Source organism: Streptomyces sp. IBSNAI002, from assembly GCF_052244475.1.
Taxonomy (GTDB): Bacteria; Actinomycetota; Actinomycetes; order Streptomycetales; family Streptomycetaceae; genus Streptomyces.
Window position 1 is genome coordinate 355,431 of the sequence record NZ_JBQPXG010000006.1, and the last position, 11,423, is coordinate 366,853.

Sequence of the window (11,423 nt, forward strand, 5' to 3'; positions counted from 1 at the left end):
CCACATAAACCACCCGGTCCGGACCGGTACTAGATTCCATAGGAGAGCCTCAATTTATGTTGCGAATTTCGCTTCCGATGTTCCCTCAGGGCAGCTACCCGCACACAGCTTGACCCTGACCGAAAACCTCACCGATGAGGAAGGCTCCACAGGATTGGATTTCCGGTGGATGGGATTCTAATTATTTCCACCAATATAGCCTTCTCCGGAATCGTCGAAGTCGGACCCATCGTGATGGGAATGCGTCTGCGTAATCTGCTCAAGATCGCCGACCGTCAAACTCTCCTGCACTGGAAGTGATGGAGCGTCCGAGTCGTAGAAGAGTCCCTTTCGGCAGTTCGGGCACGGAACCTCCATACCGGGTCTGCGCGGCGTGTAGAACGCCCAAGTTGCCAGGCAGAGGTAGCATGCGTCGAAATGACACTTCGTGGTGAAGGTGAAGTTTCTCGTCTGCAGGCAAACGCTGCAAATGCCTGAGTGGAAGCCCGACGAAGCGAGATGATTGAAGTCATCTGCGGCACCCTCCAGAGATTCTTGCGGAATCTGATCCTCGGTAACATTCTCCATCTCAACGCTTTCCTTATGCCGTTATTGATGTGGGCTGTTCCAGTAAACTGCATGCGGAAATGTCTGGTATTCCCCTCGGGGAAGTCGATGGGGCACACCGCCTGCCCTTGCGGCCGGTGAGGAACAGCGGACCGCTGGTGCGGCGGGCGGTGAGTCGGGGCAGGAGCCGGGCGGTGCCGGACTGCCAGTGGATCGCCGCTCGATGCCGATCGACGGTTCGCGGTTGACGGTGTCCGCGTCCCGGCCGGACCTCCCCCGCACCACGGGCCGATCGGTTGATGAAAGGCGCATAACGCGATCAATAGGGTGATACGTCTGCCCATAAGCAGGCCTCGCGGGCCGTCTACCCTCGCGGTCCTTCACGGAGAGTCTCGCTGATGTCCACGACCGTCCTCCCCACCAGAACACTGCCGGGCCGTGCCGAGCAGCAGCGATGGCCGGCACGGCTGTGGGGTGTCCTCGCTGTGCTGTGCCTCGTGCTGTTCCTGGACGGTCTGGACGGATCGATGGTCGGCATCGCGTTGCCGTCCATCGGTCACGATCTGGGCATGGGGCCCACTTCGCTGCAGTGGATCGTCAACGGCTACTTTCTGGGGTACGGCGGTCTGCTGCTGCTCGGCGGCCGGGCTGCCGACCTGCTGGGACGTCGACGGGTCTTCCTGATCGCTCTGGGCGTCTTCGCTGCCGCCTCGCTGTGCGGCGGTCTGGTCGACAGCGGTTCGTTGTTGATCGCGACCCGGTTCGTCAAGGGCGTGGCCGCGGCCTTCACGGCCCCCACCAGCCTGTCCCTGCTCACCACGACCTTCCCGGAGGGCCCCCAGCGCAACCGGGCACTGTCGGTCTTCAGCCTCTTCGGCGCCATGGGCTACTCCCTTGGCCTCGTCCTCGGCGGCCTGCTGACCGGCATCGGGTGGCGCTATGTCTTCCTGATGCCCGCCCCGCTCGCGCTGCTCGCCCTCGCCGCCGGATGGAAGCTGATCCCCAAGGACCGCCCCGTCAAGACTGGCGGCCACGACCCGGCCGGCGCCATCACGCTGACCCTGGGCATGCTGCTCGTCGTCTACGCCGTCGTCACCGCACCGGCCAAGGGCTGGACCTCGCCCGAAACACTCGGCACCCTGGCCCTCGCCATCGCACTACTGGCCGCCTTCATCCTGATCGAAAAGCGTGTCCGCCACCCACTCATACGACTCGGCATCCTGCGCCACAGCAGCACGATCCGCGCCAACTTGAGCATCATGGCACTCGTCGGCTCCTACATGAGCTTCCAGTTCATGCTCACCCTGTTCCTTCAGGACGGACGCGGCTGGTCCCCCCTGCGCATGGCCTTCGCGCTGCTCCCGATCGGAATCGTCGTCGCGGTCGGCTCGCCCGTCGCGGGCAAACTCATCAACCGTTTCGGAACCACACCGCTGATCCGCCTCTCCATGGTGGCCACCACCCTGGGGTACGCCTGGTTCCTGACCACTGCGGCCGGCTCGCCCCCCTACCTGACCACGATGCTGCCGTCCCTCCTGCTGCTCGGTACCGGCTTCGCCCTCGGCTACGGCACCATCATGGCGCAGGCCACCGAGGGCATCCGCAACGAGGAACAGGGCCTCGCCTCCGGTCTGGTCCAGACCTCAGCGATGGTCGGAGCCGCCCTCATCCTCGCCGTCCTGACCGGGCTGCTCGGCGGAGCGGGACACGGCGGCGGCACCTTCACCCCCTACCGGCCCGGCCTGAACCTCATCACCGCTGTGGCCGCCGCCGGCCTCCTCCTCAACCTGATTCCCCTCCAGCGCCTGCGGCGCAGACGCTGACACGCAAGGGCAGACGCCGATAATCAGTGATTCAGCTTGCTGGGCGAACCCGAGAACAAGGAGCGCGAATGGTTTCGTCAGGGGACCACTACCAGAAGCACCGCATCAAGGTCGGTGGCCTTGATATGGCGTACATCGATGAAGGAGAAGGCGACCCGATCGTCTTCCTGCACGGGAACCCGACGTCGTCGTACATCTGGCGCAATGTGATCCCGCACGTGGTGGACCAAGGACGGTGTATCGCACCGGACCTGATCGGGATGGGTGATTCGGACAAGCTCCCCGGCAGCGGACCGGACTCCTACCGCTTCATCGAACACCGGCGGTACCTGGACGAGCTCCTCCAGGCCCTGGGTGTGCGCGAACGGGTGACCTTGGTGGTGCAGGACTGGGGATCGGCCTTGGGCTTCGACTGGGCCTACCGGCACCCCGCCGCAGTCCGGGGCATCGCCTACATGGAGGCCTTCGTGGCCACGATCCCCTCCTGGGACGGCATTCCCGGCCAGGGAGCCGAGTTCCTCCAGGCGATCCGCTCCACCGCAGGGGAAGAAATGGTCCTCGACCGAAACTTTCTCGTCGAGGAAGTCCTGCCGCATCAGGTACTGCGTGGGCTCTCCGAAGAGGAGATGGCTGTCTACCGGCGCCCCTACACCGAGCCGGGTGAACCTCGCAGGCCCACCCTGACCTGGCCGCGGCAAGTCCCCATCGCAGGCGAGCCCAAGGACGTCCACGACATCATCACTCGCTATGCGGAATGGCTCGCCACCTCTTCGATTCCGAAGCTATTCATCGAATCAGTGCCCGGCGTCATGTTCGAAGCGCACCGCGCCGTCGCCCGGTCATGGCCGAATCAGACACATCTGACGATCACGGGCAGCCACATGATCCAGGAGGACTCGCCAGACGAGGTCGGGACAGCGCTCGCCTCCTGGCTGCGGGATCTGTAGATCCGTTCGGCGCTGACGGATCACCTCGATGACGAGGAGGCCCGCCGTCGCCTTGCCGTCCTGACGAGGTGATCGTCAGGGCCCGCCTCCGGGACTGACCCGTTCGACCGGGATCCACAGCTGGGAGTCGGTCTCCGCGCCGATCTCCACCGGCCGGGTCCGCAAGAGCTCCGGGCCCGGCCGGGGCGTGTACGGGTTCGAGGGGAACCACTGCGTGAACACGTCCCGCCAGAGCTCCTGGAGGGCGCTCGGGTAGGGCCCGCGGTTGTCGAAGACCGCCCAGGTCCCGGACGGCACCTCGAGGCAGTCGAGCTCCTCCGCGGTGGTCTCGGGGCCGGTCGTCACGCCGACCCAGTAGTCCACTTCGGCGCCCTCCTCCCGGCTGTCGGTCAGGTACACCGTCGCCGACAAGACCCCGTCAGGCTCCCCCTCGGCCAGCTGCTTCATCCGGCCGATCGCCTGCGCGTCCAGGCTCGCCACGTGCGCCGAGGCAGCCGTGTTGGCTCCCTCGTACACGAGGGGTACGCGCGCCTTCCTGCCGGCGAAGCGGAACGACTCCTTCTCCACGATCCGGTACCGCATGGTCGTGCTTCCTTCCACGACGACACGGAAGGACATCCGCGGCTGGGACGTCAGCACGGCTCCCGTGGCCCTGGCCTCACCCGGCCCGATGCCGTGCACCGACCGGAACGCCCGGGCGAACGCCTCGCCCGAGCCGTACCCGTACCTCGTCGCGACATCGAGCAGCGTGCGTTCCCCTGCCAGCACCTCCGCTCCGGCGAGGGTCATCCGCCGGCGCCGTACGTACAGCGGGAGTGGCATCCCGGAGAGCGCGGAGAACAGCCGCCGGAAGTGGTACTCCGACACGGTCGCGATCCGGGCCACCTCGGCCATGTCGATGTCCTGGTCGAGGCATTCCTCCAGATGGTCCAGCGCCTTGTTCAGCCGCTCCAGCATGCGCACCCGTCCTTCGTTCTCGTCTCTTGGAGTACAGGGGATTCCCCCGCGCCCCGCCCGACAAATCCCGCGCGCGAATTGTCGGGCCACGGACCTGGCCGGCGGCCGAGGCTTACACCCATGAAGGACATCGAGGGATTCTGTGAGCCGCGCTTCGTCGCGGTCCGCGAGGCGCTGGCGGCTTTGCTCGGCGAGGACGACGTGGGCGACGTGGGCGCCTCGGCTGCCGTCTACGTGGACGGCGAGCCGGTGGTCGACCTCTGGGGCGGGTACGCCGACACGGCCCGGACCGTCGGCTGGGAGCGGGACACCCTCGTCGGGGTGAACTCGACCAGCAAGAACATGACCGCCCTGTGCGCGCTGATCCTGGCCGACGAGGGCCGTCTCGATCTGTCCGCGCCGGTCGCCGCCTACTGGCCCGAGTTCGCCGCGGCCGGCAAGGAGAGCGTGCTGGTACGGCACGTACTGTCACACACCGCGGGTTTGCCGGACCTGTCCGGGCTGCGAGCGGCCGAGGAGCTCTACGACTGGGAGAGCGTGACGGCAAGGCTGGCCGCGCAGGCCCTCGCGTGGGAGCCGGGAACGGCAGCCGGATATCACGCCCTCACCTTCGGGTTCCTCGTGGGCGAGGTCGTGCGCCGCATCACCGGTCGCAGCCTCGGCGAGTTCTTCGCCGAGGAGGTGGCCAAACCGCTGGGCGCGGACTTCCACATCGGTCTGTCCGCCGAGCACGACCACCGCGTCGCGCCGCTCATCCCGCCGCATGAACTGACCGAGGAGTACACCGCCAGCGCCCCGGCGGGAGCGGACGGCGTACCGCGGGAGACCACAGGCGCCGCCATCCAGGTCAAGGACGTCAACTCGGTGGCCTGGCGCCGTGCGCAGATTCCCGCGGTGAACGGCTTCGGCAACGCCCGCTCTGTCGCCCTCGTCCAGTCGGTACTCGCGAACCGGGGAGCGGCCGGTGGTGTGCGGCTGCTGTCCGCCCGGGGGTGCGAGCCCGCCTGGCAGGAGGTGTTCAGCGGCGAAGACCGTGTCCTGGGGACGCCGATGACCTGGACGACGGGCTTCGGCAAGTTCGGCACCGCCTTCGGCTGGGGCGGCTGGGGCGGTTCACTGGTCGTGAGCGACCCCGGCTCACGTATGACGGTGGCCTACGTCATGAACCGGATGATCGACAGGGACCGGCAGGAGGACAACCGCGGAATGGAGATCGTCATGGCCGCCTACAGCGGCCTGCACTGACCGACCGACTCCGTCACGGCGGGACGGACGGCGCGCGGTCAGCCCGCCGCCCGTGCGGCCGACCGCTTGGCGAGGAGTTCGCGCCGGCCCGTCACTCCGGGTCGGCGGTCCAGGGCCAGGCGGCGTGGCGGCCGGCTTCGATGAGGCCGATCATCCGGAACGCGGCGTCCGTGAGCCCTCCGAAGGTGTGCCGGTGGGGGCCCGGCGGGATGTGGCCCGGCTGGTACCCCGCCAGGTTCCACGTGTACACCGGGATGCCGGACGGCACTGGTTCGGCCGGCCGGCCGCGGCCGTGGGGCGCCGCCTGCTCGTCGGTGACGATCAGCACGCGGTCGTGGTCCCGGTAGTGGACGCGCAGCGCCGTCGTGGTCTGAGTGCCCCCGAGACGGTGGAATCGTTTCAGCACCTCGAGTACCGGTTCGCCCGCCCCGAACGGCACGAGCGCGCTGGACCAGCCGAACTCCACCAGGTCCGCCTGCTCGGCGCGCATCGCCAGCGCGGCCCCGAAGACGGCCGCCGCGTCCGCCCGGCTGAGCGTGGACCGCTCGGAGACGGTGTCCCAGAACATGGAGTCGGACCGGTCCACCAGGATCAGCGTCCGGCCGGGCAGGGACGGCACGTTGGCCAGCGAGTGGCCCAGTGCCTGCTCCAGCGGGGCAGCCCAGCGGGGCGACGGCGCGTGCCGGTGGGCGGCCAGGTACCGGAAGGGGAACTGCCGGGACCGGGCCACCTCGTCGGCATCCGAGATCCGTGCCGCGACCCGCGCCGCGACCTCGTCCGAGACCCCCGCCTCGTCGAAGTTCCGCAGGTTCCGCAGGAGCGCCATCGGGCCCATCGAGGGGATCACCGCCTCCCACACGGCGGCGTCCATCGGCCCTCGGACCCAGCCCGCCAGGCTCTCCCAGGTCATGCCCGCCGCGGCCAGCCGTTCGGCGCCGCCCGGCCCGGTCACCGCGGCCCGCCGCTCGTCCGCCGGCAGGTCCATCAGCGCACGGTGCACGGTCAGCAGCCTGTCCGAGGCCGGTACGGCCGCCTGTTCCGGGTGGTGGCGCCGGTCCAGGGCGTACCGGAAGAGGGCACCCTGCCGGGGCTTGGCCGGGTCGGGCGAGGCGTGCACCAGGTTCAGCACGTCCCCGAAGCGGAAGGCCTTGGACGCGGTGTCGTACTTCAGCAGGGACCGCGAGGAGTACAGCCGGCGCACGGCGTCGGCAATGCCCCGCTTCACGGGCTGCGGCACGTTGCGCCCGTACCGCGAGGTCCAGTGGGCGAGCAGCTCTCCGGGTTCATCGGCGCGCTGGAGCACCGAGTCGATCACGGACCGGTTGGACGGGCCGCCGGCCGCCCCGGCCTGGAGCCGAGCCCGGACGTACGCGGCGGCTCCCACCAAGGACGCCGTGCGCATATTGCCCTCGCCGCGCAGCCAGCGCAGCAGCCCGGCCGTCCATACGGGGTCCTCGACGGCGAGTTGGCCCACGAGGCGGGCATAGCGGTCGTCGCGCTCCCGGCCGCTCTCGTAGAAGGTCTGCTGGGAGACGAAGTTGCCGACGGCCAGGAGGAAGAGCTCTTCCCGGGGTTCCCGTACGAAGGCCGGTCCGCCTTCGTACGTGTGCATGGCCCGCCCGCTGCGGCGGTGGTGGACCGCGGGCGCGAAAGCGGTGTGGGCGGCGGCGGCCGCCGCCGAGACGTGCGGGGCCACGAGCATCTCGGACCAGACCTTGGAGACGCGCTGGGTGTAGCGAGGCAGTGAATCCCCCCGGATCCAAAGGAACGGACGGCCCCGGACAGATGGTCGACGGGGCGAGCGAGGCTGCGGCCGCGCCACCCGAGATCAAAGGAGGCGGCGGCGTCACTTGGTTGTCAGAAGGAAGTAGCCGCAGCCGGGCGCATCGGGGGCGCGGTCGCGATGACACTCAAGCAGGCCGACTGATCGCGCACCAACGAATTAACGGTAGCGACCTCGAGCAGCGCCTGTACGGAGACGAGGGCCAGGACGCCGACGAAGTCTGACGCGCAGGGTGTACCGGGTGGGCGTGAGACCGATCTACAAGATCACCAGCGGCCGCCCCGGCTCGCCGGGCAGCCGGCAGCCCCCGGCCGTACGGGCGGCCGGGGGCTGGGGGCTGGGGTTGTGGTGGTGGGTGGTTAGCCGGCTTGCTGGGTCATGAACTTTTCGATGGCGTCGGCGGCCAGTGCCGCGCCGTCGACCTGGCGCATGGCCTCGCCCAGGTTCGCCACGCGGGCGGTCGCCTCGGTGTCGGCGGCCACGGTCGTGACGGCCTCGCGCAGGGTGTCGACGGTGGTGTCTTCCTTGCTCAGGTGGCGGCCCAGGCCCAGCTCGTCGACGCGCAGGGCGTTGGCCTTCTGCTCGTTCATCTGGGGGATCACGACCATGGGCACGCCGTTGTACAGGGACTCCATGACGCTGTTCATGCCGCCGTGGGTGACGAACAGCTTGGCGTGGCGCAGGACTTCGAGCTGCGGCACGTGGCGGCGCACGTCGAAGTTGGCGGGCAGCTCGCCGAGGTCGGCGGTGTCGATGTGGTCGCCGACGGCCATGACGACGTCCCACTCGCTGTCGCCGAACGCCTCGACGGCCATGCGGAAGAACTCGGCCCAGCCGGTGGCGGCGGTGCCCAGCGAGATCAGGAGGACCGGGCGGTCCGCCGACGCGGGCTCCCAGGCGCCCTGGAAGGAGCGGTCGCCGAGGCTGGGGCCGGCGAAGACGAAGCGCTCGTCGAAGGTGTCGCCGTCGTAGTGGAAGTCGCGCGGCAGGAAGATGATGCCGAGCTTCTCGATGCTCGTGAAGAAGGCCACGGGGTCGGCCGGCAGGTTGAATTCCGGGAGCAGACCGGCGAGCTTGCCGATCATTTCCATGACCTGCGGGTCTTCGTATGTGGCCAGCGGGAACTTCTCCTGGATGGAGAAGTGCTCATTGGCCCCGTAGGTGGGGTAGAGGCGGACGAGCGGGATGTCGTTCTTGGCGCCGTAGAAACGCGCGCCCCACGCCATGAAGTCGTGGACGATGACGTCGGGACGGTTCTTCTCGTAGAAGGGGCCGACCTGCTCGACGAGGCCGGTCGAGTCGTCGAGACACCGCATTCCCTCGCCCGCATTCGCCTCCTCGGTATAAGGAGAGCGGTAGAACTCACCGAATACGGATTCGTGAGGGACGACCTCGGCTCCGATCGCCTCTATGGCGGGCGCGAAGTGTTCGGTCGCCGTGCAGGTGACCCGATGCCCCCGCTTGACCAGTTCTTCGACGACGCCGAGTGTCGGATTCACGTGGCCGATGGCCGGGAAATTGAAGAACGCAATGTGCGAAGGCATGAAAACCCCTCTTCCTGGAACCGCGGTACGGGCGAACCGTGTGCCACGGTAGCAGTCGCTCCGGTATCCCGAATCCGCGTGGATCCGGTACGGATCCGAGATACCGGAGCATTTCGGCCAGCCGGCGAGGGTATGGCTAGAAAGGCACCGACTTGCCGAGCGCGACGCGCAGGCAGCCGATCTGGCCGCAGTGGTAGGCGTCGTGCATCTGGATGATGGACAGCGCCTTGCCGAGGTTCTTCAGCCGGTCGTCGCCGAACGGCTCCAGCGGGGACTCGCTGTCGAGGTCCTCGGGGCGCAGCCCGGCCACGAAGGCCCGCATCCGCGCGTGCACCTGCTGGTAGAGCTCGATCATCTCCGCCAGCGAAGGGCCCCAGGACCAGTCGTTGTTGTCGTTGCCCGCGTAGTGCCGGGAGAACTCCTCCGTGACCAGGGACTCGGTGCCCTGGTGCAGCGTGGAGAAGTAGTCGGTGGCGCAGATGAGGTGTCCGAGGAACCAGACCAGCGGCTTGTGCGGGGCCGGCGCCAGGCGTGCGGTCTCGTTGTCGAAGTCCTCGGCGAGCTCGAGCACCATGCCGTAGGCGAGGTCGAAATGGTGCAGGAAATGAGTGGTGAGCGGCTGCGCCGGCGCCTCGGCGGTAAGGGTCATGCGGTTGCTCCTTCTCTTGTCGTTCTCGAGTGGGGCTCGAGTGATTCTCGAGCGGTCCTCGGTGTTCTCACGCGGAACGGTCCGCGTCGTACGACTCGAATGCGCTCGGGCCGGGCGCCCGGACCTCGTCGAGTTTTGCTTTCGCATCGTCGAAGGTAGGCAGCTCCAGGGTCTCCTCGGAGACCCAGTTCGCACCTTCCCAGTCGTACATGAGCTCTCGCACCTGGCGCGCCGCCGCGATGTGCGGACCGGATTTCAGGAATCCCTTCAGCGCCTCTTCGTCTTCCCAGATGCTGAGGCTCCGCGTGCTGTTGAAGTTCTTCTCGGATATCGCGAGCGTCACGGCCAGCAGACCGGGGCGAACGTAGAGCTCGGCGAGAATTGCCTCGTTCAGGGCGATCGCGGCGGGCTCGTGTCCGGGTTTCGGCCAGCCGACGGATGTGGCGATCAGGTGCCGCCTGCGCAGCGGTTCCTTCAGCTTTCCGGTTTCCTCGTCGACCGCGGGTCCCACCCAGGGGGCGACCACATTGAGGTCGGACTCGTCCCCGGCCGCGAATTCCCGGAGGGAAGCCGGTGCCGTCCGCGATTCCGGTACTGAATTCTCGGACATTGGGTGTTTCACCGATCCTTGCGTCGTACGACAAGCCGCTTGATTTCCGCGGCCTGGAGGTGGAGCACACCGAACTCGGGCTTGCGCACGAGTTCCAGCTCCTGGAGCAGTGGCAGCACGGCGTGCAGGACGGCCCGCAGCTCCAGCCGGGCCAGGTGGTGGCCCAGGCAGACGTGCTCGCCGTGCCCGCCGAACGCGATCTGGGCGCTGGCGTCACGGGTGACGTCGAAGCGGTACGGGTCCTCGAAGACCGCCTCGTCGCGGTTGGCCGCCGGGTACCACATCGCGACCGTCTCGCCCTTGCGGATGAGCTTGCCGCCGATCTCGGTGTCCTGGGTGGCGGTGCGCACGAAGTTCACCGCGATCGACGTCCAGCGCAGGATCTCCTCGACGGCGCCCTCGATCAGCGACGGGTCCTCGAGGAGTTTGGCCACCTGATCCGGGTGCTCCAGGAGGGCCTGGATGCCGCCGGTCGTCGCGTTGCGCGTGGTGCCGATGCCCGCGACCAGCAGGTTGAAGATGGTGTAGAGGATCTCGTGGAAGGACAGGGCCTCCCCCTCGATCCGCGCCCGGGCCAGCCGGCTGAGCACGTCGGTGCCGGTGCCGTCGATCTCGGCCATGCGCTGCTGGACCAGGCCCGCGACGTAGCCGTTGAGGGCGCCCATGTTGCGGGCGAAGGTGGCCTCGGCGTCCTCGCCGTCCCGCTGATTGTCGGGGTCGCCGGGGGCCGTGGTGCCCTCGGTCCACTCGAAGATGTCGTCCCAGTCCTTCAGGGGCGCCCCGACCAGTTCGCAGATCGCCGCGACGGGCAGCCGCGCGGAGAGGCTCTTGGCCACGTCCGCGGTGCTGCCGTCCTCGTCGAGCAGGCGGGTGAAGGCCTGCGCGTACTCGGCGGCGAGCTCGTGGAACCGCTCCTCCAGCTCCTTGATCGCCTTCGGCGTGAAGCAGGGCGCCATGACCTGGCGCAGGTGGCGGTGGCGCGGCGCGTCCATGTACGAGAGGGCCGGCGGCATGTCGGGGGCGTGCCCGAACATCTCGGCCCGCGCCTCCAGCTGGGCCTCGAACATCTCCACGGCTTCGGGGGTGTCCAGGGTGACGCGCTGCGCGCTGGAGAAGAGCTTCGGGTTGCGCGAGACGTACGCGATGTCCTCGTGCCGGGTCAGCACCCAGAACGGCTCGAAGCCGGGGCGCCGGTACCAGAACACCGGCTCCTCGCGGCGCAGCAGGTCGAACTCGGCGTACGGGTAGCCGCCGTTCGCGGCGTACGCGGTCTCATCGGTGATGTCGAGCGTGTCGAGCGTGAGCATGACGGTACGTCT

The 11,423-nt window shown here is 68.2% G+C and carries 10 protein-coding genes; 3 read left to right on the forward strand and 7 right to left on the reverse strand.

What is annotated here, in order from left to right; genetic code table 11:
• Positions 1-177: 177 nt before the first annotated feature.
• Positions 178-567: a hypothetical protein gene (locus ACTVZO_RS44590; protein ID WP_443304328.1), complete on the reverse strand. Its 390-nt coding sequence runs from the start codon at positions 565-567 to the stop codon at positions 178-180.
• A gap of 377 nt (positions 568-944) precedes the next feature.
• Here ACTVZO_RS44590 and ACTVZO_RS44595 point away from each other — a divergent pair, with 377 nt between their 5' ends.
• Both ACTVZO_RS44595 and ACTVZO_RS44600 read left to right on the forward strand, forming a co-directional pair.
• Positions 945-2,369 (forward strand): MFS transporter, encoded by a 1,425-nt coding sequence (locus ACTVZO_RS44595; protein ID WP_443304329.1) that lies wholly within the window; start codon positions 945-947, stop codon positions 2,367-2,369.
• A gap of 68 nt (positions 2,370-2,437) precedes the next feature.
• Positions 2,438-3,316: a haloalkane dehalogenase gene (locus ACTVZO_RS44600; protein ID WP_443304330.1), complete on the forward strand. Its 879-nt coding sequence runs from the start codon at positions 2,438-2,440 to the stop codon at positions 3,314-3,316.
• A 75-nt stretch (positions 3,317-3,391) separates the two neighbouring features.
• Here ACTVZO_RS44600 and ACTVZO_RS44605 read toward each other — a convergent pair whose 3' ends face one another.
• Positions 3,392-4,273 carry an AraC family transcriptional regulator gene (locus ACTVZO_RS44605; protein ID WP_443304331.1) on the reverse strand — a complete coding sequence of 294 codons (882 nt, stop codon included), beginning with the start codon at positions 4,271-4,273 and terminating at the stop codon, positions 3,392-3,394.
• A 120-nt stretch (positions 4,274-4,393) separates the two neighbouring features.
• Here ACTVZO_RS44605 and ACTVZO_RS44610 point away from each other — a divergent pair, with 120 nt between their 5' ends.
• Positions 4,394-5,518: a serine hydrolase domain-containing protein gene (locus ACTVZO_RS44610; RefSeq protein ID WP_443304332.1), complete on the forward strand. Its 1,125-nt coding sequence runs from the start codon at positions 4,394-4,396 to the stop codon at positions 5,516-5,518.
• A gap of 91 nt (positions 5,519-5,609) precedes the next feature.
• Here the strand turns inward: ACTVZO_RS44610 and ACTVZO_RS44615 are convergent, their stop codons facing one another.
• The 5 genes from ACTVZO_RS44615 to ACTVZO_RS44635 form a co-directional block, all read right to left on the reverse strand.
• Positions 5,610-7,220: a TROVE domain-containing protein gene (locus ACTVZO_RS44615; RefSeq protein ID WP_443304333.1), complete on the reverse strand. Its 1,611-nt coding sequence runs from the start codon at positions 7,218-7,220 to the stop codon at positions 5,610-5,612.
• 440 nt (positions 7,221-7,660) lie between these two features.
• Complete coding sequence (locus ACTVZO_RS44620; RefSeq protein WP_443304334.1) at positions 7,661-8,845, reverse strand: macrolide family glycosyltransferase; 1,185 nt, start codon at positions 8,843-8,845, stop codon at positions 7,661-7,663.
• 136 nt (positions 8,846-8,981) lie between these two features.
• Positions 8,982-9,494 carry a DinB family protein gene (locus tag ACTVZO_RS44625; protein ID WP_215143827.1) on the reverse strand — a complete coding sequence of 171 codons (513 nt, stop codon included), beginning with the start codon at positions 9,492-9,494 and terminating at the stop codon, positions 8,982-8,984.
• A gap of 67 nt (positions 9,495-9,561) precedes the next feature.
• On the reverse strand, positions 9,562-10,005 hold the full coding sequence (locus tag ACTVZO_RS44630) for an antibiotic biosynthesis monooxygenase (protein WP_443304335.1): 444 nt from the start codon (positions 10,003-10,005) through the stop codon (positions 9,562-9,564).
• A gap of 107 nt (positions 10,006-10,112) precedes the next feature.
• Positions 10,113-11,411: a cytochrome P450 gene (locus tag ACTVZO_RS44635; RefSeq protein ID WP_443304336.1), complete on the reverse strand. Its 1,299-nt coding sequence runs from the start codon at positions 11,409-11,411 to the stop codon at positions 10,113-10,115.
• Positions 11,412-11,423 lie beyond the last annotated feature (12 nt).

Coding starts and splice junctions, on each gene's coding strand:
- ACTVZO_RS44635 (WP_443304336.1), bottom strand. CDS start 11,411: ATGCTCACGCTCGACACGCTCGACATCACCGATGAGACCGCGTACGCC.
- ACTVZO_RS44590 (WP_443304328.1), bottom strand. CDS start 567: ATGGAGAATGTTACCGAGGATCAGATTCCGCAAGAATCTCTGGAGGGT.
- ACTVZO_RS44600 (WP_443304330.1), top strand. CDS start 2,438: ATGGTTTCGTCAGGGGACCACTACCAGAAGCACCGCATCAAGGTCGGT.
- ACTVZO_RS44615 (WP_443304333.1), bottom strand. CDS start 7,220: ATGCTCGTGGCCCCGCACGTCTCGGCGGCGGCCGCCGCCGCCCACACC.
- ACTVZO_RS44610 (WP_443304332.1), top strand. CDS start 4,394: ATGAAGGACATCGAGGGATTCTGTGAGCCGCGCTTCGTCGCGGTCCGC.
- ACTVZO_RS44625 (WP_215143827.1), bottom strand. CDS start 9,494: ATGACCCTTACCGCCGAGGCGCCGGCGCAGCCGCTCACCACTCATTTC.
- ACTVZO_RS44595 (WP_443304329.1), top strand. CDS start 945: ATGTCCACGACCGTCCTCCCCACCAGAACACTGCCGGGCCGTGCCGAG.
- ACTVZO_RS44605 (WP_443304331.1), bottom strand. CDS start 4,273: ATGCTGGAGCGGCTGAACAAGGCGCTGGACCATCTGGAGGAATGCCTC.
- ACTVZO_RS44620 (WP_443304334.1), bottom strand. CDS start 8,845: ATGCCTTCGCACATTGCGTTCTTCAATTTCCCGGCCATCGGCCACGTG.